The sequence below is a fragment of the Niallia oryzisoli genome (assembly GCF_036670025.1).
Taxonomy (GTDB): Bacteria; Bacillota; Bacilli; order Bacillales; family Cytobacillaceae; genus Bacillus_BD; species Bacillus_BD oryzisoli.
In genome coordinates, this window is record NZ_CP137640.1 from 5,889,339 (window position 1) to 5,912,500 (window position 23,162).

Below are 23,162 nucleotides of genomic sequence, written 5' to 3' on the forward strand. Positions count from 1 at the left end.
TTCATCTTATTGAATAAGACCTTTTTCTTTCAACCAATCTTCAGCTACTTTTGCTGGGTCTTCTTTGCCGATTTCAACTTTTGCATTTAATTTCTGCATTTCTGTTTCATCAATTTGGTTGGATAATTTATTCAATACTTCTTCTAATTCAGGATGTTCTTTAAGGACTTCATCTCTAAAAATAGGTACGGCATCATAAGGTGGGAATAAATGTTTATCGTCCTCAAGAAGAACTAAATCATATTCTGATAGTTTCCCTTCAGTAGAATAAGGAATGATCACATCAACCTCTTTATTTTCAATGGATGGGTACCATAATTCATAAGTCATTGTGACAACTTTTTTAAAGTTTACATTATATGTCTTCTCAAAAGCAGGGAAACCATCCTCGCGTCCAAGCCATTCCTGTCCAGTACCAAAGATTAATTGATCGGATTTTGCGGCTAAATCAGAGACCGTTTTAATTCCTAATTCTTCAGCTTGGTCTTTACGCATCGAAACAACATACGTATTACTAAATCCAATTGGTTTTAACCATGAAATTCCATACTTCTTAGGAAACTCTTTAGCTACTATGTTATATACTTCTTTCGGATCAGTTACAGGTTCGTGTTTTAAAATATTGATTAGACCCGTTCCAGTGTATTCAACATAGCCATCAATGTCGCCCTCTTTTAATGCTTCCCAAGTAATATTTGCTGCCATTCCAGTCTTTAATTCAACATTTAAATCGGTATCATTCTCGACCAAAAGTTTCATCATATTCGAAAGGATTGCTTGTTCAGCAAAATCCTTTCCGCCAATTGTAATGGTATCCGACCCGGCACTGCAACCAACCATACTAAAAAGAAGGCCTAAGCCGGTCAAAGCCATCATCATTTTACGAGTAAAACTTGAATTAAATCTTTTTATTACATTCATTTTCATTCTCCTGAGTTTTTTTATTTTTTACGTAATCCCTTAGGTGTTAATAGGTTATCAATATATAGCAGGAATCGATCAAGGAAAATCGCAAGTACAGCTGTCGGTATAGCACCAGTTAAAATGATTGCCGTGTCAAGCATGCCGATCCCTCTCATAATTAGATCGCCTAGACCGCCAGCCCCAATAAATGTGGCAATCGTGGCAACACTAATGGTTTGAACGGCAGCCATTCGGACGCCAGCCATAATCACGCTTCGTGCCATAGGTAATTGAACTAACCAAAGAATTTGTCTCTTTGTCATTCCCATACCTGTTCCAATGTCAATGAGGGACTTGTCTACCTCTTGAATTCCAGTAAACGTATTTTGTAAAACGGGTAATAGAGAGTAAAGGATTAAAGCGACAATCGCTGGAAGTGTCCCGATCCCAAATAAGGGAACCATAAAACCTAACAATGCTAGACTGGGAATGGTTTGAATAACCTGTACGACCCTAATGACGGGCGTAGCAATTCGGTCATGATTCGCAAAGTAAATTCCTAAAGGAATGGCAATCAAGCAAGCGATCAAGAGGGCTGTAAAGGATAAGTAAAGGTGTTCCCCGGTTTTTGAAAAAATCTCCGTCCAACTCATCATCTCGGTACACTCACTTGATCATCCAGCGAATTCATTTGTTGGATAAATGAATCTTGAAAGTATTTTTCTCCAATAAATTTGCGGACAAATTCATCTTTAGGTTGACGAAGTAGATCAATGGGATCACCACTTTGAATGAGTTCGCCATCATTAAGAAGTATGATTTGATTGGATATTTTTAATGCCTCCTCCATATCGTGAGTAACAAAGATAATCGTCTTTTTCAATTTCTTTTGTAAAGAAATAAGCTCATCTTGTAATTGAATACGACTAATCGGATCAAGGGCACTAAACGGTTCATCCATCAAAATAATCGAAGGATCTGCACAAAGAGCTCTTGCGACTCCGATTCTTTGCTGCTGCCCTCCGCTCATTTCATGCGGATAACGATTTCGATATTGTTCAGGTTCAAGTCCGATTAAATGTAATAGTTCAGTCACGCGATCCCTCATTTTTTCGTCCTTTTTTGCCCCTTTTAATCGAAGAACAAGTGAAATATTCTCTTCAATAGTCATAAGTGGAAAAAGACCAATTTGCTGTATCACATAACCAATATTTCTGCGAAGATTCACAGAATCCATTTGACTGATATCCATTCCATCAATAAGAATTTTTCCTTCATTGGGTTCAATCAATCTATTAATCATTTTCAGTGTAGTTGATTTCCCACATCCAGATGGTCCAATAATGGTTGTAATTTTTTCTTTTGGAAAGGTTACATTTAAATTCTTTACTACACATCTATCATCAAAAAATTTACTGATATTAACAAACTCTACCGCAGCAGTATGATTCATATTTACATACTATCCTCTCATTTGATTTCACCATTACTATTCCTGTTAAGGTGATTCTAGCCTTGTAAATCTGCAAACATGAAAAATATCTTCAAAACCATATTTTTTCTCTTTCTTGGTCTTTGTGCCAATAAAGTTTAACACTAATCTTATTGACTATTCCATTCAATCTATCTATCAAATCGAACGATTTTAATCGGTTTTTTCGATACATTATAAATAATGTTAAAAAAGAATAAAAGGACAGCACCGTGACCCGATGGGTCGCGGTGCTGTCCCTTCATACCATATTTAACATCTTACATACTTGCGTTTGAAACCAATCTTTCCTCTATCTATTTCCTTTTGAATGCTTTCGTAAGCGTTTAGGAAGCTGCTTTTTTTCTTTTCCCGTTTGATTTCTACCTGGCCTACCGCCTTTGCCGTTTCGAGTGCTTTTTCATGGAGAGGCAAATAGGAAACCCCCACCGTATAAATGAAATTATTCATAGAAGCTTTCGTTCTTTCTGGAGCATCGTGAATTGTGTTTTTTACCATTTCAAGCATATTGGCCAGCTTGCTTTCGGAAAACTCCTTGTCCTTGCGATTTCCTAAAAGCCAGCAGTAACAGCTCCAACCTCCAGACATTCTCAGTTCTTCACCGCTTGCGATCCATTTATCAGCCACTTCTTGTGCAATACCTGCTTCCGCTAACGTTACGGCTACGACATAATCGGACAGCATATAAAAGTATGCCGAATCCATCCATCGATCAAAATCTGACTCCGTCATGGCTTTTGGGTCTGCAATAATGCCTGCAAAGTACATTGCGTCATAGTTCCCTGTGGCATAAAGCTCTTCAGCTAAAGCTTGATTTATTTTTATTTTCTTCGCGATTGGCTTCATTGCACCTGTCGCCACACCGAAAAGCGGCTCGTGCGCACCATTGGATATGTACATTTTTTTCATTCGTTCCTTGCCAAGGGCTTCAAGCTCCTGCATAACCATTTCTAGATTCACCATTTAACACTTCCCTTTTTTTGGAGTTTCTCTTTTCTATCAGCTGCATCATATTTATCTTATAACATACCACCATCTGCCAGCAAAACTACCGTCTATTAAGCAATTTGCTTGAAATAGAAAAAGTGCTTTGAAATAATACCAATTTTATAATCATACGTGTTAAGGATATCAATCATTTTGACAAACGTACTAGAGACTGTGCATGCAAAGGACTTTTTTTCAGCAGTAAAGGCAAGACGCTCTTATTATTCTATTAATAAGGAAAAGGTTATTTCTGATGAAAAAATCTAAGAGATTATGAATCAAGCTGTATTACATAATCCTTCACCTATGAACTCCCAGAGTTCAAGGTCTGTTTTATTATTAGATGAAAATCATACAAAACTCTGGAGCATGACAACGGAAACGTTAAGAAAAATTGTTCCAGCTGAAAACTTTGAACCAACTGAAAATAAATTGAATGGTTTTGGTAATGGCTATGGAACGGTACTATTTTTTGAAGACCAAGAAGTGGTTAAATCTCTTCAGGAGGAATTTGAATTATATAAAGATAACTTCCCTGCCTGGTCTGAACAAACTTCCGGTATGCTGCAAAACACGATATGGACAGCCTTAGAAAGAGAAGGATTTGGTGCATCTTTTCAGCACTATAATCCATTGATTGACGATGAAGTTAAGCAAGAATGGGCTATTCCAAGCCATTGGAAGCTCGTTGCCCAAATGCCATTCGGCAAACCTACTGCTCCTCCAAAGGAGAAACAGTTCCAGCAGCTTGAAGAACGTGTTTTCGTGTTTAAGTAATTTATTTATAAAAGAAAGGGATCGTCGGTTTGACGGTCCCTTTTTATTGGAACAGTGGGACAGGCACGCTGACCCAGCGAGCTGGGTCGCGGTGCCTGTCCCCGCGTTCCTATTGAATATAATCATAAATATTTTTTGCTAACAATAAACAAGTTACTGTGATAAAGAGTGCTCGAACGTAGCTGCTTCCTTTTTTAAGCGCAAATTTTGAGCCACAGATAGCACCGGCTAGTTGTGCCGCTCCCATGATGATTCCATAAGTATAGTTTACTTGTCCTAAAAACATAAACATTAATAAACCAGCTATATTACTGCCAAAGTTTAAAAATTTTGCGTTCCCCGCTGCTTTTATAAAATCAAAACCAATCAATAAGAAAGAAAAAATTAAAAAGGAACCTGTTCCAGGACCAAGAAATCCATCATAGAAACCAATCGCGAAAATGGCAGCCATAAAAAGAATGAAATGACGGATTGATAATTTTTTTGGTGATGAAATGCTGCCCCAATCTTTCTTGAAAATCGTGTAAACCGCAACTGCCGCAAGCATGACCAACATCAATGGTTTTAGCACTTCAGGGTTAATCAAATGAACGGTCCATGCTCCCAACATCGAGCCAAAAAACGAGAGTGGAAATAATTTGTACACTGATTTTATATCGATTTTACCAGAACGATAAAACATAAATGTACTGGTTAAAGAACCGATTGTCGATGCTAGTTTATTGGTAGCTACTGCCGCTGCTGGACTCAGCCCCGTAAATAATAATGCAGGCAATGTAATCAGCCCGCCGCCCCCTACAACTGAATCAATAAATGCTGCTAAAAATCCAAAAACAATCAAAATCATTAATAACGATGGGTCTAAATCAAAAAACATACAAATCAGCCTTCCCTATAGAGTGGAATGGAGGGACAGGCAACTTGGCCCAAATGGGACGCCGAGCACTGTCCCCCGGGTCCCTATTGCCATAATCGATATCCGTTAGATGGTACACCTGGTTGTTCATTTAATTGAAAACCTTTTTGGTTTTCATTGATGACAAGTTGAGCAAGCTTCCAGGTAAAATCGGCTACATCGAGTTGCTTCATTTCTTCAAGAGAATAGAAGCCTGCCTCGTCCACTTCCATCCTGTCTGCAATAGGTTCCCCACTAACATAATCCATTAAAAACGTGATATATGTATCATGTACCCTTCCAGGTTTATCTCCAAGGCCAATTATACGATTAACCCTTACGTTTACGCCTGTTTCCTCCAATACTTCACGAACGATCGTTGATTCAATGGTCTCGTGCTGCTCAATAAAACCACCAGGATTTGTCCACTTTCCTTTCCCGGGATCGTGCATGCGGCGAACCAATAGAAGCTTATCATCCTTCATCACTAACGCCCCGACTCCGACGCTATAATTGCCCCAATGGACAAAGGAACATTCTGGGCAAGCACGGCGCACTTCTCCGCCAATTTCTCTGTCCTCTAAAGCTTGTCCACAATTCATGCAAAAATTGATATTCATCTAACTCATCTCCAAACTTCTTGCTGTCTTTTAGTAGATTGTAGATTTATTTTATAGTAAAGAGTAGATTTTTGTCATTTTTATTTTTGCACAATGAAACAGGGGGACAGGCACCGTGACCCGATGGGTCACGATGCCAGTCCCTGCGTCCTTATTTTCACTTACATTTATGCCTTGGTTTTGGCTTCTTCTTTGGCTTAGGTCTCTTCTTATGCTTTGGTTTTGGTTTTGGTCTCTTCTTATGCTTTGGTTTTGGTTTTGGTCTCTTCTTATGCTTTGGTTTCTTCTTGTCTTTTTTCTTCTTGTCTTTCTTCTTGTCTTTCTTCTTATCTTTTTTCTTCTTCTTGTGTTTCTTCATTTCTCTTTCCAGTTCTTCCAGTTCTCTTTCCAGTTCTTCCAGTTCTTCTTCCAGTTCTTCCATTCTCTTATCCTCTTTTCTCATCATTCGATCCCTCCTTTCTTTAAGTTTCTATATATCTTATTTGGACAGGCAATGATCAGTAACGGCAATGTTATTGGGTCATATGAATTAAATTTGGAAAAGTTGAGAATCCTGCTCCGAGAACAAGGACAGGCACCTTGACCCATTTGGGTCAAGGTGCCTGTCCACGCAATCTTACCTAGAGGATTCTGCCAGCTTTGTTAAATAATATTGCTCCTCCCGATACATATGATCCGCCATTGATGGTGTAAAGGCACTTAACACCTCGGCGTTTACCTCCAGTTCCTCTAGTTCCTGCAAAAAGGTCATAAATAACCTCATTTCTACTTCGACTTCATTCGTAAATCGTTTTAGGGCCGGAAAATGATGGACATTGGTACGTAAATATCCGGCTAACTCAACTGCTTTTAAATAAAACTGCTCAAAGTGTTTCGTAAAGGCTTTGCTTTTTTTCTTCAGCATTTTTTCCACGGCATCCATTTGGTCGTTGATGGCGCCTGCATGGCCGGCAGCATCCAGCAGCCAAATTAGATGATGGTGCAGCTCGTGAAAGACCGGCGGTGCCTGACCTTGCTTGAGGTGGCTTAAAACCCGCTGATATTCTTCTAATTCGTTCACCATATGATTGAAGAACGTCGGAGTAAGATGAACGCCCATTTGCCCTGTCAGATGGCGCCGGAGGATGGAAAGCTTAAATTCTTTTAACTGGTTGACAGCCTCCTCGACCGTCGTGGTAAAAGAAATCACATTTGCTTGATTAAGAGATCCCACCTGCGCCAGCAGCTGATCAAATTGCTGAATAAAATGAAGGGCTTTGGCAATGTCCTCCTGCTGTGATGGATATAGCGAATCACGAATGAACCGGGAATGGTCCCCCAGCACATGAAGCCAAAACTGATGCTCAAAAACGGCAGCGTTTAAATGATTACTCAAACAGTATTCCACTCCTTCATGGATGACTTTGTACCAATTTATTCGGGAGTGGGAAGTTTTATTATTACGTTTTGGAAGGAGCTGAGGGTTTCTTATCCCGGACATGTTCGGTCCAACGTAGTAATCCCTGTTCTTCTGTTCAGAAACACCGACACTCGAAAATCCTGCAAAGATACTCTTGTCTCTTTAAAATTTCCTTGGATTCCTAAATAACTATATTTAATTGGGGCACCGTACCGTCCCTATGTTCTATTTTTTCTGCATTTTTACACGTTAAAAGGGGAAAGTAATATAAAAATAAGTGAAAGAGGGAATACCAATGACTGAAAATCGCAAGTTACAAAGAGGTTCGAATAAAACAGATCATTCGATGGATCACGTATCCATACAAGATAGTTTAAATAGCGATAATGCATATAGCGATCGTGGATTGGAAAATGCGCGGCTATTAGAAGAATCTTTAAAAAAGAATAAATAGAAATAACCGTAGTTGATACTGAAAAAACATTTCTGATGTTCATTTTTTTGTGGAATCCGGAATTAACAGCGGATCATGACAAATTAAGCACCCAAATAGGGTGCTTTTTCTACTGTTGTTCAATTACTGGTTCAATTTTTCTGGTCACTTTGTTATCTACACTAGCGAATTCCGTTCCGTATTTACCGGAAGATCCTGCTTGGTGCCGTGATGCCTCTGCTTGATTCGCACGTATTTCAGCATCAGATGAACGCGATTTTTGGTTACTTCCCATTCGTCATCACCCCCAGAGTATTAATTTAACCAAAAATTTAAAGTTTATATAAATTACAAGACTGGTTCGACTGGAAGATATAAGTTCATCTCACAGAAGGGCAGGTTATTTATTGCAAAATCTTGGAAACAATAGATAAAAAACAACTCAGGTGAACAAATGCTATATTTAAAAATAGGGTTACTTATCACCATCATTCTCATGGGAATCGGCTGCCTCTACTTCATACGATTGGATTGGAAACGGTATGGCTTCCTATATCTGCTTTCTGCCAGCTCAGCCAATGTTATCTGTTATCTACTGACATTTGCAGGCTTTTATTCATTTCCGGATAACCTTTTACATGGAAATTTATTAATCCCTTATGCATTAGTCTCAACTGCATTTCCGCTCGCCGTGTTGATAGGGGTCCGATTCTGCCCGGAAAAATGGATCTGGAAGATTCCATTTTACTGGGCCATCATCCACTTAGGTACGCTGTTCGAAGTCGCGTTACTCGCGACCCCGATCTTTGACTTCAAACCGGAATGGGATCTCTGGGACTCTTATTCCTTAAGATGGGTTTACTATCTGCTGTTTGAAATTGCCGGTGGTAAAATCATTCCTCCGTCTCTCAGAAAGCCCATTCCCCATGAATCCTTTCGCTACGGCCGCTGGGCCTGGATCATCTTTCACATTATTCTCATTTCAACCATCTTCCTCGCCGGAGTTTATGTAGGTGCCACAGTATTTTAAGGAATTGGGGCGGGTTTGGGGATTGGAGATTGGGAAGACAGATTCCTCGACCCAGTTCTGCATTAAAGCGATGGGGGACTGTCCCCCATCGCTTTAATGCACTACTCCAGCGGGGGACTGTCCCCCGCTGTTTTAAATCACCACCGCTTTAGTGTGTTAAAAATTCTTTTAATGGGTGGATGATGTTTTTTATGTCGTTGATTCCTTGTTGGTATAGGGTGGTTAGTTTTTTCTTGTTTTTTTCGACGCGGCCGACGTTTAGTTTTTCAGATGGGCATACGACGAAGACATTGCCTTTTTTCTCTTCATCAAAGATGTATTGCAGGGTTTCGTTATAGACAATGTGACGCTGCCCAATTGCTTTAACTAAACCAGGATAATCCCGATACTTTTTCTCGATATAGCGGCCGAAGGATTGAGGTTTTTTATAGTAGCCTCGGTTTCTTGTTAACACTACTACGTTTTTGGCATTTCCATCTTTTATCGATTGTTTGATGGGAATCGGGTCTGAGATCCCGCCATCCATCAGGATTCGGTCCTCAAATGGAACAACGGGTGCAAAGAATGGCAAGGAACTGGAGGCGCGAAGCAGCGTCAGCATGTCCTTCGCATATTCTTTTTTATTATAAAAAACGGGTTCGCCTGTGAGACAGTCTGTTGTCCCAACAACAAACTCCTCCTCCGCTTCATTAAATGTTGCAAAATCAAATGGTACAAGCTCATTCGGTACCTTGTCGAACAAAAAGTCCATCCCAAACAGCTGTCCCTTTTTTATTAAATTACGAAATGATAAATATTCGGGATGTGTGACAAGATTAATATTTACTGCCCTATTTCGATCCCTTTGGCGGGAAATATAAGAACACCCATTGCAGGCTCCGGCAGATACACCAATGGTGTAAGGGAAATAAATTTCCTTTTCCATCAAATATCGAAGAACTCCCGCAGTATAAATGCCTCTGCTTCCTCCGCCTTCTAAGATAAGTCCTATATTTTCCATAAAATCTCCTTTTATATCCCCCTGGAATAAGTGCGTTTTTATACTATTGTACCACTTTTAAACGGGCTGAGGGGACAGGCACCTTGACCCGCTGTCCCACCTATGATATATGTTACATTTCATTTAGTTTTATTGTGGTAAAATAGTAATAATTTACTAGATTAATTTGGATGGTGAGATCTTGTGCAATTTAAAGGAAGAATCATCACTTCTTCGCTTGTTTTTATAATAAATTCACTCTATATGACTTATTATTTTGTGACAGATGGGTCTGTCAGCTGGATTGAAATGATTGGCTTTCCGATCATGGTATCTACGGCCTGGTTTTTTGGGAAGCAGTTCGATCAAGCGCAATGGTATTTAAGCAGGCTCAAAGAGAGTAATGCGGAACTTGATAGTCTTTTTAATAACAGTGCTTCCTTTCTATGGAGCAGCGATATAATCAAGCGAAAAACGACAGTGTCGAAGGGAATTAAAACATTATTGGGCCTTGATTTGAAAGAATTCGAGAAGGATTTTGAATTTTGGATAACAAAAGTACACAAGGATGACCGCGAAAAGATAAAGCATTTTTATCAAGAATTATTGTCGGGAAAACCCGCGAAGTGTGATTGGAGATACAAGGATAAAAATGGAGAAGTGAAATGGCTGGAGACCTTTGGCAACCCCGTATTTGATGATTCAGGCCGTACGAAAAAGCTTAATGGTGTAGCGAATGATATTACCTATCGCAAGCAAATGGAAGAAACGCTCCATACAATGGCTTTCTACGATCACCTTACCGGTTTGCCGAACAGAAATTTGTTACATGAGCACATTCATCAAGCATTGTCCCACTCAACGCAGCATCATGCGCTGATGCTGTTTGATTTGGATCGCTTTAAGCTCATTAATGATACACTCGGGCATACGATGGGAGATTTGTTGTTAAAAGAAGTCTCGAACCGAATGACCCGATTGATCACTGACCATTCGATACTTGCCCGATACGGCGGGGATGAGTTTATTATTTTTCAAAAAAATACTTCTTATCCTGAGGTCGCTGCATTGGCCGAGCGTGTTATCCATGAATTTTCAAACCCAATTATCGTCAATGGGAACCCCTTTTTTATCTCGCCAAGCATTGGGATCAGCCTGTATCCTGCGCATGGTGATAGTTCGGAATTGTTAATTAAACATGCGGATACGGCCATGTATCAGGCGAAAGAGAATGGTGGGAATGGCTATCACTTTTACGATTGCGAGCTGGATGAAAAAAATAAAAAAATCATGCGGATTGAGGCCGGCTTGCGAAAAGCGTTGGAAAACAATGAGTTTACCCTGGTGTATCAGCCACAGATTCATTTAAAAACGGGACAGGTAGTCGGCGCAGAGGCTTTAATTCGCTGGGAGTCCCCTGAATATGGTTTGATCTCCCCTAGTGATTTTATTCCCATAGCTGAAAAAACAGGACTGATTGTGCCGATTGGTGAATGGGTACTGGAAACGGCCTGCAGGCAGAACAAAAAATGGCAGCAGGAAGGTTTGCAGCACATTCCGATTGCTGTCAATGTTTCAGGCTATCAGCTGCAGCAGAGCCATTTTACGACATCCGTAAAACGACTATTACAAGCTTTGGAGCTTGATCCAAATTTCCTTGAAATTGAAATTACGGAGAGTGTGGTGCAAAACAAAGAGCAAGCCACTATGCTATTGAAGGAATTGAAGGCATTAGGTGTCAAGATATCGGTGGATGACTTTGGAACAGGCTACTCGTCATTAAGTTATTTACAACATTTACCCATTGATAAGCTGAAAATCGACAAGTCGTTTGTCGATGATATTACTACCAATTCCAGCGGCAGGGCCATCGTGCAGACGATTATCAACATGGGAAATAATTTGCACTTCAATGTGACAGCAGAAGGAATTGAACATGAGCAGCAGGCGGCTTTTTTAATGGAGAATGAATGCTGCTTTGGGCAGGGGTATTTGTTTTATAAGCCTTTGTCCGCGGAGGAGATGGCGCGAGTTATGGTGAAAAATGATAGGCGCATTGAGGCTGGGATTGGGTGATGGTTGGGAGAGTGGTAGATTAAGAAATATTTTAGAAGGAAATTTGTGGCGACCATTTGTTGGTTGCTTTTTTTGTGACCCGCCGGGAGCTGGTGCCTCTGTCTGGGACGCGGTGCCTGTCCCTCTGACCCACCTGGGAATGTGATTCTACACTGGGTCGCGGTGCCTGTCCCCGCGACCCCCTATGGGACAAAGAGGTTCGATATTACTTGCTCCATTTCCTCTGCAACTATTTGCTGTCCGGCGTGCGCTTCATAAATCGCACCAACTCCTTGGATCCAGTCACCGAGAACTGCCATTTTTGCTCCTTCTAACTGGCCAGGAGTCCCACTGGATAGGACCTCCCTTGTTACACCAACGGCTTCTAAGAATTGTCCAATGGTTTGAATCCAAACTCCTTGTACGGCTTGATTTTCAAATGGATCCGTTCGAAGTTCCTCACTCTGCCGTAAAATCTCTGATAAATATAATGCCTCCATGATTTTTCCAATTGTTTGTATCCAAATGGAAACAGAAACTTGTTTCTCAAGTTGTAGAATCAATTCCTTATTATTACCGCTTTCTTTGGGTTGATTTTTCATTTCTGATTGAATATCCACATTATTCACCCCATTCTTTATATTTGTATGCCCGATATAGGCAAATGCTAATGAAAGAGTGGGAGAATATTTCTAGAACTTGCATTCTTGGTTGAGCCTGAGTATTGGATCGGCTCATTTTCCTTTTAAAAAAACTTACTTTTCACAAGGCAAATATTTCGTGTCTTTGATTATAAAGAACGGCACATACTAACCGATATGTTAGACAATTCAATGTTGATACTACATTTTTAAAAGGAAAGTGAAAGCATGACTCAATCTAAATTAATGGAAAATGAACAATTTCTAAATCAAAATGATTTTTACCAAATTGTCCTGGGCCGCCGCTCCGTTAAAAGCTATGATCCGTCTGTGAGGATCAGCCGGGAGGAAATGGCCGAAATCCTGGAAGAGGCGACTCGTGCGCCGTCCTCTGTTAATATGCAGCCATGGAGATTTGTGGTGATTGAAACTCCTGAGGGCAAAGAGAAGCTGGCGAAACTGGCGCGGTTCAATCAGACGCAGGTTTCCACTTCTTCGGCTATGATTGCTGTCTTTGGCGATATGAAGAGTGTGGAATATGCCGAGGATATCTACTCGAAGCAGGTGGAGCTTGGCTATATGCCTCAGGAGGTTAAGGAACAGCTGCTGGCCGCCTTCAAGCCTTCTTACGAAAACATGCCGCAGCGTGACATGCGGGACGTGGTTCTGATTGACTCAGGGCTTGTCTGCATGCAGCTAATGCTTGTTGCGCGTGCTCATGGATATGATACGAATCCAATCGGCGGCTATGAAAAGGATCAGATTGCCGAAGCTTTTGGACTGGATAAGGACCGCTACGTTCCGGTTATGCTGATTTCGGTTGGGAAGGCCGCGAGCGAGGGGTATCCGTCCTATCGGCTGCCGGTGGAGACAGTGACGACCTGGGTGTAGTTTGAATCGATTCATAATGGATGAATGATTAAACAGAATCACGGGGATAGGCCCCAATTCGAACACTCCGCCTGTCCCTGTGTCTTTCTATGCTTTTTTATATGTCTGTGGGTCGAGTCCTGTCCCTCCGACTCTTTCGGATAAAGAATTATCAATGTAGAAATACTAAATGACGAAGTCTAAGTTTGTTTCAAAATACTTTTATTAAAATTGATTGTCGGAATCTTTTATGTAATTAAAAAAGGAGTTTTACCTATGTCGAGCGATTTATACTCAAAAGAATACATTAAAAATTTATCTCAGTTAAAAGAGCTTGTACCAGAACAAATGAAAACCTATCGCGATTTTAGTGCTGCGGTTTTTACAGAAGGGGTCTTGTCGAAAAGAGAAAAGGAACTCATCGCTGTTGCCATTACGCATGTAACAGAATGTCCTTATTGCATTGATTTTCATACAAAAGCGGCGAAAAAGGCTGGGGCGACATTGGCAGAATTAGCTGAAGCTGTATTTGTCACCGTTGCAGTTGAAGCAGGCGGGGCCATTACACATAGCACCCATGTACATAATGCCAAACAGAAAGATGCATCAGATGTACTCTATGCCCGTTCCAACCTAAAAAATTTAGGTCAATTGGGTACATTTGCACCTGAAGGTTTTAAAGGTTATCAAGCATTTAGTGCTGCGGCTACAAAAGTGGGGAACCTAAGTGCAAAATTCAAAGAAATAATCGCTGTAGCTGTTGCCAATGCTACTCAATGTCCGTATTGCATTGACGTTCATACGAAAAAAGCTGAACAGCTAGGCGCAACGAATGAAGAATTAGCTGAAGCCGTCATGGTCACCTCTGTCGTACGCGCAGGCGGAGCTTATGTTCACATGGCTAATATGATACAAAGTTTTCGGGAGAACGAGGGGTGAACCAAGGGGACAGGCACCGCGACCCAGTTTGAATACTCTGCCTGTCGCAGTGTCTCCCTATAACTTTTTATATGTCTGCGGGACGAGGTTGTGACTTGTCCTTGCGGCTCTTACTCTATTTATGTCCTTGGAACGAGAAACCTGTCCCTCCAACTCTTTCAGCTCACGCGTGTGACTTGGTCTGAACAAAAATCCCATCCCCCTCCAGCCACTCAGCTAAAAAAACATCCTTATAATCCGAAACACTCTTTGAGCGGAGCTGCGTTTTTAGCCAGGATTCATTGAATCCCAAGTCCTTCACTTCATCCCAAAGGACCTTGCCATCCCGAATCAGCGTAACCGCGACATGGGCTGGCTTTCCAGGCAGGTTGAAATCTTCCAGCGTTGTTTTCTGGTACTTGGGCTTTTTTAAGATACTGAGGGATCCGTTGGCCTCGAGGTAACAAAAGGCAACCTCGCGAATTGAAAAGGTCTCGCTTTGCCGCAGCATGCTTTGCAGTTGATTGATATTCATGCGGCTTTTTTTCAGCGCCTCGCGATCGATCATCCCGTTTTTGATGAGAGCAACCGGCTTTCCTTCAAAAATTCCGCGGAAAAATAACGATTTTTGGCCAAGGTATTCCACCATCAATAATAAAAGCCCCCACAAACACATGGAATAAACGATGTAACGAATCCCAATTTTATCATCATACAAGGCGTTTCCAAGTAATTCACCCAACACAATTGAAGCAATAAACGTAAAAGGTGAAATTTGTTTAATTATTTTTCTCCCGACAATTTTCACAATCAAAAACAACAGGAAAAAGCCAATAATCAATTCAACGGTTAAATAGCTACCCATTATCAAGCTGAAAACTCCAATCAATACCATAATTTTCCTTATATTAACCAAAAAGTAATAATTTATGAGCAGGGACGGGGGGGACAGGCACCATGACCCAACTGGGTCACGGTGCCTGTCCCCCCGTCCCGTTCCGTTCCTCCTAATGCAACAAGTCATTTCTCTGATCAATATACAAACTTCCATCCTTTTGTACCTCTGCGTAAAAGACATCGGAAATCGAATGGACACCACTGCGTTTCAATTCCTGCTCTAGCCATTGCTGGTCGAGATGCAGTTTGGCCAAGTTCTCCTCCTTGATTTCTCCGTCAGAGATGACTTCTGTCGCAATAGGATAGATCGTCGCTTTTGTCTGGATGGTATTCAGGTCGCTCTTCGTTACAGGCTGCTGCGCTTCTTTTTTCATAACGGAAAGAGTTCCGTCCGTTTCAAAAATGGCGTAGTCCACATCGGAGGCAGAGAAAACATTTTTCTTTCTCAATAAAGCGAGTAAGGTATCCATGTTTAAACGAGCCTTTCGCAGCTCCTCTTCCATGACCTGTCCTTTTTTTATCAAAATGAATGGCTGGCCTTCAACTGCTTTACGAAATGCGGGGGATTTGACATCTAAGATGCTCATTATAACCGTGAAGGCCGTCCAAGCGGCTAAAGCGATTAGCCCATTTCTGATACTGATGGACGGATCAATAGCAAGGGAAGCCCCTAAAGTCCCGATGGAAATGGCCGATACGAAATTAAAAAAGGTCATTTGAGAAATTTCTTTTCTGCCCATGATTCTTGTTAAGGCAAGTAAGGTGATGAAGGCAATCGCAAGCCTGAGGATTAATTCTGTAATTGACATACTAAACTCCTTCTTCTTTTTGGTAAATATTGTGCCAACCTTTTCTTTTTTCATGTAATTAGGTCATAAGGAACGGGTCAAGGGGACAGGCACCGCGACCCATTTTCGTTCTAGGTTGTATATATCAGAAAAATCAGACTATAATAGTATTGATACGAAGCGAAGAAAAGGAGAACTGATATATGATTGATATTGTGGGTCAAATTATGCTGTATGTGGATAACCAGGAGGAATCGTTGAAGTTTTGGACGGAAAAGGCTGGGTTTACCTTGATTTCCGAAGAGGAAGGCGGACCAATGAAATGGTATGTGGTTGCTCCATCAAAGGACGCTCAGACAAGCATTGTTTTGCATAATAAAGAATTGGTAGCCAAGATGTCACCGGGAGTGAATTTGGAGACGCCGTCATTAATGTTTTTTACAAAGGACATTGAACGGCTGTATCAGGATTTTAAAGCAAAACAAATTACAGTCGGGGATATGGTTGAAATGCCAGGGGGCAGGGTATTCAACTTTGCCGATCATGAGGAAAATTACTTTGCTGTGATGGAGAAAAATTAGGACGCATGAAAAGGGTCAAAGGGACAGGCACCGTGGCCCAGTTGGTTAACTGGGTCGCGGTGCCTGTCCCCGCGACCCGTTTTACTTATGTGTTCTTTCGAATTCCTTACAAAATCGCTTTACCTCTTCCTTTTTAGATGAGATAAATAGTGGTTTTGAATAGCCTTCTGTTTGACCATTCTTTACGACAAGCTCAAAAACTCCTATCAGTGGGTATTCGGGATATGCAGGCATTGGTATACCGTATTGTTTGGCTGTCTCTGATGACATCGCCCCTGATGTTCCTATACAATCATAAACCCAGAGCTCATCCTCTAGATCCGTATATTTATCCGCTTGCTCGTCACTATCCTTATAACCTTTATAAATAATAATCAGATCAAACTGTGAATCGTGGCTGTTACGTTCTTCTTCTAATTGTTTCGTGTTACTTTTTCCAAAAAACCTGCTGAAAAAACCCATTGCCTCGTCTCCCTTCAAAGCTGCCTCATAGCTTAATCCGCTATGAAAATGATGAATTCCGTAAAAGTTTCTATCTTTCTATTTAATTTAACACTAATTGGGTCACAGGGACAGGCACCGAGACCCTGAGTCGAGGTGCCTGTGAACTACTAGAGAATTTTGATAATGCCCGGTACTCTTAATCTTCTCTCTTTATGAGCACTATCAACCCCCTATTTTCTCTTCTTAAGCTATAATCAATCTATGACTTTTGTTGTATTCAAATATCGTAACTATCAAGTTATGATATGAGGATGAAAAGTTAGGTGTTGGCAATTCTTTTTCCAGAAACATCTATTATTCTATCAAATAAGTATTGAAGAAAGAGGGAAGGTATTATCGTATGTCTTTTTTACCAGCTGGGTTTGATTATGATATGTTAATAAACTTAGGAATTTCGATTGGAATTCTCGTTTTATTTATTCTTTTTCGAAACCTATTTACCAAATATGTATTTCAGTTGATTGTTAAATTGGCTCGGAAAACACCAACGGAATTTTTAACAAAAATCTGCTTAAGTTTTGAACGTCCTTTAGGATGGGCGTTTATTATTGTTGGTTTGTATGTGGCGATGGATTATTTCCCATTCATTGAACAGCATAATGCGTTATTTTTAAAATTTCTGCGGTCGATGATTATAGTTTTAATTACATGGGGATTGTTTAATCTGTCATCTCCTACAACGGGGATCCTAATCAGTTTGAACGAAAAAATGAACAATAAGATCGATTTAATTCTGCTTCCGTTTATTTCGCGAACGATCCGCGTCATCTTAGTTGCCATCAGCATCAGTATTATCGGCCAGGAATTCGACTATGATGTGAACGGTTTGGTCGCCGGTCTTGGATTAGGAGGACTCGCGTTTGCGTTGGCGGCAAAGGAAGCGGTCGGGAATCTGATTGGCGGAATTGTTATTGTCACAGAAAAACCTTTTTCAATTGGTGATTGGATTTTAACACCAAGTGTTGAGGGGACAGTTGAGGATATTAACTTCAGAAGCACGAAAATACGAACGTTTAGCCAGGCACTCGTGACCGTTCCCAATTCTACTTTGGCAAACGAGCCGATTACCAACTGGAGCCGCATGGGCAAAAGGCGGATCACGTTCAACTTGCAACTAAACTATAAAACAACCAAAGAGCAAATTCAAAGAGTGGTTGCCCGGATCGAATTGATGCTGCGGAATAACGAGGAAGTTCATCCAGATACGATAATGGTCGCATTTGATCATTATAATGAGAGCAGCCTCGATATTCTGATTTATTTCTTTACCAATACGACCGTTTGGGCCGAGCACGTGAAAATCAAACATGATATCAACTTAGCAATCATGGGCATTTTAGAAGAGGAAGGCGTTGAAACAGCCTTTCCAAGCCGGACTATTTATGTCACACCACAAAACGATGAGTTATTGCAGACAATGGGGTCTGTGGATTAAAAAAAGAGATGGGGGGACAGACACCGTGAACCAAATGGGTCATGGTGCCTGTCCCCCCGTTCCTACTTTTTCGCTAAAAAATGAGTGATCACAACCGTTATGATGTTTGCTGCGTTGCAAATGGAAATCCCATAAATAAATAGATTCCAAACAATACCTCCACACCTTGACCGGTTACCGGGTCTGTTATTTCTATTATCCAGATAAAGCCGGCCACCATTTAACAGCTGCAGGGCGGTCATGATGATGACATTCCCGATTGATTTGAGCACGACTGTTTTGTTCGATTTCGTGATTTTTTTCTGTAAAAGAATACCGATGACACATGGCAGTACAAGAAAAATAATTGATAGTAATAGGCCTACTAGCAGGATCATAAGTCGCACAATATTTCCCCCTTCACATCAAAAAAATCAAGACTTCCAAATGTGGAGGTCTTGATTTTTTTGATTTGGTTTCAATTGCCCGCTTGGGATGTACTCTGAGCATTTTGTGTTTGATGTCAGTAGCCTTGACAATGCAACTGTCCCTTTGTGGTGCCTGACATCGAAAGAAGTGGGTCAGGGTGCCTGTCCCCGCGGTCCGCCGAAAAAAGGGTCAAGGTGCCTATCCCCATGACTCCGACTGTCCCCATGACCCGGCTTAGAATGACAGGAATCCTTTGCCTAGTTGTTTGAGCATTTCTTTTTTGCGGGTGTTTTGGTACATGTCTTTTTCCCATTTTTTCACTTGCATTGGTGTGTAGAAAGGTGGTGTGCCTTTACTGTATGACAGTGGCTCTTGGGCTAGTATTTCGCCTTCCTTGAGTCCTTTTGTGATTTGCTGGACGTTGTTTACGCGAAGGCCGGTTGTGACTTTTTGCTTTTGCACTTTGCCATTTTTGAGCATGTAGACCTGTTTGACTTTGCCATTTTTTTTGATGCTTTCATATGGAACTGTAAGGGCGTTCGCTACAGCCTTTTTGACTATTTTTACATCAACATGGGTACCATGGGCGAGGTCATCAACCTGTTTGTCGAGAACGACGGTAAACGGATACTTGCTCTCCTTTTTCACCTTCGGCTCGTCTTCAGGGAAGTGAGCAACCTCTTGGATGCTGCCTTTGTATGTTTTCCCGCTATTTGGTAGTGTGACGGTTACTTCCATTCCCGGCTCGATTTTGGATTGCTCTTTTTCCGTAAGCATCCCTTTAACCATGCTTTCCTTTGATACAATCGTGATAATCGGGTTAGTAAGATCCTGATTGATGCTCTTCACTACCCCGTTGATGTCGCTGATTTCCTCGAGCTGTGGCAGCTTTTTATCAATAGAAGCAATCTGCTCATCATATTTCTCGATTTCGCTCTCTAAGCGGCTGATTTCAACTTCAGTTTCGTATAGGTCGATTTCAACTGAATAATCATTTATTGTCAGCTCGTCGTCGAGCACTGATCGGGATGTGTCATAATCGATATCATTCAGGTCGTCCCATTTCTGCTCAAGAGCGTCGAGCTGGTTCTCAAGACTCTTACGTTCAGCCTCTAGCACTGCGATGGCGTCTTCATAGGATTCCGTTGAATAATAGAATAAGGTCTTTCCGGATTGGACCTCTTCGCCTTTTCTTACTAAAAAGCCTTCAAAACTGCCTTTTCGCTCATCATAATAGACCGGCTGCTCTTCAAGCGGCGCGGTAACGCCTTTCGTTTTCATCGTATCCTGAATGTTTTGCTCCTTGGCTGTCGTCCACTCTGGTACATAGAGAGAACGGGCAACCTTGCTGTTATCTTTATAAATAAAATATAAATTCGCGGCGACAAATAGAATACTTGCACCGATGATGATTTTGGACTTCCATTTCACGTGGACCACCTCCTATAACAATTTTTCAAGATCCATGACTTGTAAAAATACAGATATGACCAAAAGAATGAGATTGAAGCCGACCACGAATAAAGCAGTCTGCAGCCGTGAACGTTCTGATAGGACTTTGACATATTTGTATTGCAGGACCATGGCCCAAATGTTAAAGATGGTGATGCCGCCTAGAAATTGCAGGATGATGTTATGGGATGTAAGATATTGTCCAATAACGCCCAACGAAAATGGATTCGAGATGTCGGGCAATCCTATTAGGATCGTAAATGGCACTGTGATAATTTTGCCAATTAACAGAATCGTCAATACGTAGAATTGCATAGTGATGAATTTCTTCGACTCAATGTCTGACAAGGCCCAGAAAAAGAGCGAAGGTATGATGAGAATGATAATGGCTGCAAGCATGGACCAGATGATTTGTCCGCCTGCAAATAAAAGCTTGACTGCCTCGAACTCCGTGTTGGAGCGGGTATGTATCTCCTTTGACATGATTTCGTTACCGATACCGAAATAGGCCGAAAGTGCGGCTAATAGAAACGTTATCACTAATAGCAGGAGCGCTTTTGTCCAAAATCCTCCTACTTTTTCGGCTTTCACTAATTGCTGCGCTTCAACATGAGGCTCCCGTATCCCCCTGAAAAGCCGTATATGATACATGATCATTCATCCCCCATAAACTTTATCTAATATCTTATTTTACATGATTCGCGGGGCATCTACCACACTTTTGGTCGAATGATGGAGATGGAGGCGGTTACAATTTGGAAGGGGGTTTTAGAGAGAGAAAGCAGAGGTGTGTGCTGGAGGCAGGGGGACGGTTCTTTTGCTTCCGGAATTAGGGAAATTAGTAAAAGTGCGGATATGTGGTCTATAACCGCGGATATGTGATGAAAAAGCGCGGAAATTAGCCGTAATTCAGCTCCTCTATATGAAAATACGTATTTCGGATATGGAGTAGGATAGCTATATCCCACTTTAAAGTGGAAGCATGAGAACTGTCCCTCTGCTTCCTATTGAAGTGTGCACCAGGCTCGTACATTTGCTGCTTCGCACAATAAAAAAACAACGAACCCTTGATTCGAGATCAAGGATCCGTTGTTGAGCGCGCCTTAGAGGATTCGAACCTCTGACACACGGCTTAGAAGGCCGTTGCTCTATCCAGCTGAGCTAAAGGCGCATCTAAATATGTATGGCGGAGAAGGAGGGATTTGAACCCTCGCGCCGGTTACCCGACCTACACCCTTAGCAGGGGCGCCTCTTCAGCCACTTGAGTACTTCTCCATATGGCTCCGCAGGTAGGATTCGAACCTACGACCGATCGGTTAACAGCCGATAGCTCTACCACTGAGCTACTGCGGAATAATGCTTTATATACATAATCTGTCTAGCTTCGGCTCCTAGCTTTTCGGCCGCTTCGATCCGCTCCCGCAAATCCAAAACCAGGATTTGCATGATCGGCTCTCCACCGTCTCTCAAAACTGGGCAGTCGCCTACGCATTTCAATTAATGGTGGGCCTAAATGGACTCGAACCATCGACCTCACGCTTATCAGGCGTGCGCTCTAACCAGCTGAGCTATAGGCCCATTATTTTATGGAGCGGGTGATGGGAATCGAACCCACGACAACAGCTTGGAAGGCTGTAGTTTTACCACTAAACTACACCCGCATATATGGATAGTTATTTTCACTACCGTGAAAAAACTTTGGTGGAGGGGGACGGATTCGAACCGCCGAACCCAAGGGAGCGGATTTACAGTCCGCCGCGTTTAGCCACTTCGCTACCCCTCCATATGCTATTGAAAAATAAACTGGCGGTCCGGACGGGACTCGAACCCGCGACCTCCTGCGTGACAGGCAGGCATTCTAACCAGCTGAACTACCGGACCATATTGCGGGGACAGGATTTGAACCTGCGACCTTCGGGTTATGAGCCCGACGAGCTACCGGACTGCTCCACCCCGCGATAATAGAAAATATTGATTTGTACCATTTTTTTAAAATGGCGGAGGAAGAGGGATTCGAACCCCCGCGCGGTTTAACCCGCCTGTCGGTTTTCAAGACCGATCCCTTCAGCCGGACTTGGGTATTCCTCCATTACATTGGTGGAGCCTAGCGGGATCGAACCGCTGACCTCCTGCGTGCAAAGCAGGCGCTCTCCCAGCTGAGCTAAGGCCCCGTATTATAATTTTGTAAAAATGGTGCCGAGGACCGGAATCGAACCGGTACGGTAGTCACCTACCGCAGGATTTTAAGTCCTGTGCGTCTGCCAGTTCCGCCACCCCGGCAATAATAGAAGATTATTTTCACGAAGTGAAAAAATCATGGTGGAGGATGACGGGCTCGAACCGCCGACCCTCTGCTTGTAAGGCAGATGCTCTCCCAGCTGAGCTAATCCTCCACATTTCTTCTATACTATTATGGACTAAAAGTTCACATAATATTATTATGGTGACCCCTACGGGATTCGAACCCGTGTTACCGCCGTGAAAGGGCGGTGTCTTAACCGCTTGACCAAGGGGCCAATATCAGAATAGATAAAAATAATGCCCCTAATAGATTCTATAAGGGGCTTATGCCCGGCAACGTCCTACTCTCACAGGGGCAAGGCCCCAACTACCATCGGCGCTAAAGAGCTTAACTTCCGTGTTCGGGATGGGAACGGGTGTGACCTCTTTGCTATAGTTACCAGACTAATGTCTGTAAAGGTTTATTCCTTCAAAACTAGATAATTGACAAGTTCATTGAAAGTATGGTTAAGTCCTCGACCGATTAGTATTTGTCAGCTGCACGTGTCACCACGCTTCCACCTCAAACCTATCAACCTGATCATCTTTCAGGGGTCTTACTAGCTTGACGCTATGGGAAATCTCATCTCGAGGGGGCTTCATGCTTAGATGCTTTCAGCACTTATCCCTTCCGCACATAGCTACCCAGCGATGCTCTTGGCAGAACAACTGGTACACCAGCGGTGCGTCCATCCCGGTCCTCTCGTACTAAGGACAGCTCCTCTCAAATTTCCTACGCCCACGACGGATAGGGACCGAACTGTCTCACGACGTTCTGAACCCAGCTCGCGTACCGCTTTAATGGGCGAACAGCCCAA

Annotated in this window: 24 protein-coding genes, 13 tRNA genes, 2 rRNA genes and 1 pseudogene (1 of these 40 only partly in view); 8 read left to right on the forward strand and 32 right to left on the reverse strand. The window is 42.1% G+C overall.

Annotation, left to right across the window (positions count from 1 at the left end; translation table 11 throughout):
- Positions 1–6: 6 nt before the first annotated feature.
- The 4 genes from R4Z09_RS29155 to R4Z09_RS29170 form a co-directional block, all read right to left on the reverse strand.
- Complete coding sequence (locus R4Z09_RS29155; RefSeq protein ID WP_338450146.1) at positions 7–921, reverse strand: glycine betaine ABC transporter substrate-binding protein; 915 nt, start codon at positions 919–921, stop codon at positions 7–9.
- A 20-nt stretch (positions 922–941) separates the two neighbouring features.
- Positions 942–1,559, reverse strand: a complete 618-nt coding sequence (locus R4Z09_RS29160) for an ABC transporter permease (RefSeq protein ID WP_338450147.1) — start codon at positions 1,557–1,559, stop codon at positions 942–944.
- Positions 1,556–2,356, reverse strand: a complete 801-nt coding sequence (locus tag R4Z09_RS29165; RefSeq protein ID WP_422392228.1) for an ABC transporter ATP-binding protein — start codon at positions 2,354–2,356, stop codon at positions 1,556–1,558. Before R4Z09_RS29165 ends, R4Z09_RS29160 begins: the two co-directional genes overlap by 4 nt.
- Positions 2,357–2,647: 291 nt before the next feature.
- On the reverse strand, positions 2,648–3,355 hold the full coding sequence (locus tag R4Z09_RS29170) for a DNA alkylation repair protein (protein WP_338453392.1): 708 nt from the start codon (positions 3,353–3,355) through the stop codon (positions 2,648–2,650).
- A 201-nt stretch (positions 3,356–3,556) separates the two neighbouring features.
- Between R4Z09_RS29170 and R4Z09_RS29175 the strand changes: the two are divergent.
- Positions 3,557–4,159 (forward strand): annotated as a pseudogene (locus R4Z09_RS29175) (nitroreductase family protein).
- A 109-nt stretch (positions 4,160–4,268) separates the two neighbouring features.
- Here R4Z09_RS29175 and R4Z09_RS29180 read toward each other — a convergent pair.
- The 4 genes from R4Z09_RS29180 to R4Z09_RS29195 all read right to left on the reverse strand — a co-directional run bounded on the left by R4Z09_RS29180 (position 4,269) and on the right by R4Z09_RS29195 (position 7,049).
- Positions 4,269–5,036: a TSUP family transporter gene (locus tag R4Z09_RS29180; RefSeq protein WP_338450148.1), complete on the reverse strand. Its 768-nt coding sequence runs from the start codon at positions 5,034–5,036 to the stop codon at positions 4,269–4,271.
- A gap of 83 nt (positions 5,037–5,119) precedes the next feature.
- Complete coding sequence (locus R4Z09_RS29185) at positions 5,120–5,674, reverse strand: NUDIX domain-containing protein (RefSeq protein WP_338450149.1); 555 nt, start codon at positions 5,672–5,674, stop codon at positions 5,120–5,122.
- Positions 5,675–5,831: 157 nt separating this feature from the next.
- Positions 5,832–6,119: a hypothetical protein gene (locus tag R4Z09_RS29190; protein WP_338450150.1), complete on the reverse strand. Its 288-nt coding sequence runs from the start codon at positions 6,117–6,119 to the stop codon at positions 5,832–5,834.
- Positions 6,120–6,290: 171 nt separating this feature from the next.
- A complete protein-coding gene (locus R4Z09_RS29195; protein WP_338450151.1) occupies positions 6,291–7,049 on the reverse strand; it encodes a DUF2935 domain-containing protein in 759 nt (252 codons plus the stop codon).
- A 319-nt stretch (positions 7,050–7,368) separates the two neighbouring features.
- Here R4Z09_RS29195 and R4Z09_RS29200 point away from each other — a divergent pair, with 319 nt between their 5' ends.
- Complete coding sequence (locus tag R4Z09_RS29200) at positions 7,369–7,527, forward strand: hypothetical protein (protein WP_338450152.1); 159 nt, start codon at positions 7,369–7,371, stop codon at positions 7,525–7,527.
- Positions 7,528–7,636: 109 nt separating this feature from the next.
- On the opposite strand, the gene R4Z09_RS29205 is transcribed toward R4Z09_RS29200, so the two are convergent.
- Positions 7,637–7,801 (reverse strand): hypothetical protein, encoded by a 165-nt coding sequence (locus R4Z09_RS29205; protein WP_338450153.1) that lies wholly within the window; start codon positions 7,799–7,801, stop codon positions 7,637–7,639.
- 159 nt (positions 7,802–7,960) lie between these two features.
- On the opposite strand from R4Z09_RS29205, the gene R4Z09_RS29210 reads away from it, so the two are divergent.
- Positions 7,961–8,536 carry a CBO0543 family protein gene (locus R4Z09_RS29210; protein ID WP_338450154.1) on the forward strand — a complete coding sequence of 192 codons (576 nt, stop codon included), beginning with the start codon at positions 7,961–7,963 and terminating at the stop codon, positions 8,534–8,536.
- A 148-nt stretch (positions 8,537–8,684) separates the two neighbouring features.
- Here the strand turns inward: R4Z09_RS29210 and R4Z09_RS29215 are convergent, their stop codons facing one another.
- On the reverse strand, positions 8,685–9,536 hold the full coding sequence (locus R4Z09_RS29215) for a patatin family protein (RefSeq protein WP_338450155.1): 852 nt from the start codon (positions 9,534–9,536) through the stop codon (positions 8,685–8,687).
- Between the two features lie 183 nt (positions 9,537–9,719).
- Here R4Z09_RS29215 and R4Z09_RS29220 point away from each other — a divergent pair, with 183 nt between their 5' ends.
- Positions 9,720–11,591: a bifunctional diguanylate cyclase/phosphodiesterase gene (locus tag R4Z09_RS29220; RefSeq protein WP_338450156.1), complete on the forward strand. Its 1,872-nt coding sequence runs from the start codon at positions 9,720–9,722 to the stop codon at positions 11,589–11,591.
- A gap of 182 nt (positions 11,592–11,773) precedes the next feature.
- Here R4Z09_RS29220 and R4Z09_RS29225 read toward each other — a convergent pair whose 3' ends face one another.
- Positions 11,774–12,190, reverse strand: a complete 417-nt coding sequence (locus tag R4Z09_RS29225) for a hypothetical protein (protein ID WP_338450157.1) — start codon at positions 12,188–12,190, stop codon at positions 11,774–11,776.
- Between the two features lie 249 nt (positions 12,191–12,439).
- On the opposite strand from R4Z09_RS29225, the gene R4Z09_RS29230 reads away from it, so the two are divergent.
- Together R4Z09_RS29230 and R4Z09_RS29235 are read left to right on the forward strand one after the other, a co-directional pair.
- Complete coding sequence (locus R4Z09_RS29230) at positions 12,440–13,102, forward strand: nitroreductase family protein (RefSeq protein WP_422392229.1); 663 nt, start codon at positions 12,440–12,442, stop codon at positions 13,100–13,102.
- Positions 13,103–13,357: 255 nt separating this feature from the next.
- Entirely contained in the window at positions 13,358–14,020 is a 663-nt protein-coding gene (locus tag R4Z09_RS29235) for a carboxymuconolactone decarboxylase family protein (RefSeq protein ID WP_338450158.1), read from the forward strand.
- Positions 14,021–14,183: 163 nt separating this feature from the next.
- Here the strand turns inward: R4Z09_RS29235 and R4Z09_RS29240 are convergent, their stop codons facing one another.
- A complete protein-coding gene (locus tag R4Z09_RS29240) occupies positions 14,184–14,864 on the reverse strand; it encodes a DUF421 domain-containing protein (protein ID WP_422392230.1) in 681 nt (226 codons plus the stop codon).
- Between the two features lie 142 nt (positions 14,865–15,006).
- A complete protein-coding gene (locus R4Z09_RS29245) occupies positions 15,007–15,705 on the reverse strand; it encodes a DUF421 domain-containing protein (protein WP_338450159.1) in 699 nt (232 codons plus the stop codon).
- 182 nt (positions 15,706–15,887) lie between these two features.
- On the opposite strand from R4Z09_RS29245, the gene R4Z09_RS29250 reads away from it, so the two are divergent.
- The gene (locus tag R4Z09_RS29250; RefSeq protein ID WP_338450160.1) at positions 15,888–16,265 is read left to right on the forward strand and encodes a VOC family protein; all 378 of its coding nucleotides are present in this window, start codon (positions 15,888–15,890) and stop codon (positions 16,263–16,265) included.
- Between the two features lie 81 nt (positions 16,266–16,346).
- Here the strand turns inward: R4Z09_RS29250 and R4Z09_RS29255 are convergent, their stop codons facing one another.
- Positions 16,347–16,727, reverse strand: a complete 381-nt coding sequence (locus R4Z09_RS29255; RefSeq protein ID WP_338450161.1) for a hypothetical protein — start codon at positions 16,725–16,727, stop codon at positions 16,347–16,349.
- A 382-nt stretch (positions 16,728–17,109) separates the two neighbouring features.
- Here R4Z09_RS29255 and R4Z09_RS29260 point away from each other — a divergent pair, with 382 nt between their 5' ends.
- Positions 17,110–18,204: a mechanosensitive ion channel family protein gene (locus R4Z09_RS29260; RefSeq protein WP_338450162.1), complete on the forward strand. Its 1,095-nt coding sequence runs from the start codon at positions 17,110–17,112 to the stop codon at positions 18,202–18,204.
- Between the two features lie 62 nt (positions 18,205–18,266).
- Here the strand turns inward: R4Z09_RS29260 and R4Z09_RS29265 are convergent, their stop codons facing one another.
- From R4Z09_RS29265 to R4Z09_RS29350, 18 genes are all read right to left on the reverse strand, one after another.
- Positions 18,267–18,590 carry a hypothetical protein gene (locus R4Z09_RS29265; protein WP_338450163.1) on the reverse strand — a complete coding sequence of 108 codons (324 nt, stop codon included), beginning with the start codon at positions 18,588–18,590 and terminating at the stop codon, positions 18,267–18,269.
- Between the two features lie 256 nt (positions 18,591–18,846).
- Positions 18,847–20,043, reverse strand: coding sequence for a hypothetical protein (locus R4Z09_RS29270; protein WP_338450164.1), 1,197 nt, complete (start codon positions 20,041–20,043; stop codon positions 18,847–18,849).
- Positions 20,044–20,055: 12 nt separating this feature from the next.
- Entirely contained in the window at positions 20,056–20,715 is a 660-nt protein-coding gene (locus R4Z09_RS29275; protein WP_338450165.1) for a hypothetical protein, read from the reverse strand.
- A 446-nt stretch (positions 20,716–21,161) separates the two neighbouring features.
- A tRNA-Arg gene (locus R4Z09_RS29280) sits at positions 21,162–21,235 on the reverse strand.
- A gap of 13 nt (positions 21,236–21,248) precedes the next feature.
- Positions 21,249–21,339: transfer RNA gene (locus R4Z09_RS29285), tRNA-Ser, on the reverse strand.
- Between the two features lie 3 nt (positions 21,340–21,342).
- Positions 21,343–21,417, reverse strand: a tRNA-Asn gene (locus tag R4Z09_RS29290).
- A 148-nt stretch (positions 21,418–21,565) separates the two neighbouring features.
- Positions 21,566–21,642 (reverse strand) — tRNA-Ile (locus tag R4Z09_RS29295).
- Positions 21,643–21,651: 9 nt separating this feature from the next.
- Positions 21,652–21,725 (reverse strand) — tRNA-Gly (locus R4Z09_RS29300).
- 38 nt (positions 21,726–21,763) lie between these two features.
- Positions 21,764–21,847 (reverse strand) — tRNA-Tyr (locus R4Z09_RS29305).
- 21 nt (positions 21,848–21,868) lie between these two features.
- Positions 21,869–21,945 (reverse strand) — tRNA-Asp (locus tag R4Z09_RS29310).
- A gap of 3 nt (positions 21,946–21,948) precedes the next feature.
- Positions 21,949–22,022: transfer RNA gene (locus tag R4Z09_RS29315), tRNA-Met, on the reverse strand.
- Between the two features lie 37 nt (positions 22,023–22,059).
- Positions 22,060–22,152 (reverse strand) — tRNA-Ser (locus tag R4Z09_RS29320).
- A gap of 7 nt (positions 22,153–22,159) precedes the next feature.
- Positions 22,160–22,235, reverse strand: a tRNA-Ala gene (locus R4Z09_RS29325).
- A gap of 20 nt (positions 22,236–22,255) precedes the next feature.
- Positions 22,256–22,344: transfer RNA gene (locus R4Z09_RS29330), tRNA-Leu, on the reverse strand.
- 37 nt (positions 22,345–22,381) lie between these two features.
- Positions 22,382–22,457: transfer RNA gene (locus R4Z09_RS29335), tRNA-Val, on the reverse strand.
- A gap of 48 nt (positions 22,458–22,505) precedes the next feature.
- Positions 22,506–22,580 (reverse strand) — tRNA-Glu (locus tag R4Z09_RS29340).
- A 53-nt stretch (positions 22,581–22,633) separates the two neighbouring features.
- Positions 22,634–22,749 (reverse strand): 5S ribosomal RNA (rrf, locus tag R4Z09_RS29345).
- A gap of 59 nt (positions 22,750–22,808) precedes the next feature.
- Positions 22,809–23,162, reverse strand: a 23S ribosomal RNA gene (locus tag R4Z09_RS29350) (it continues 2,578 nt past the right edge of the window).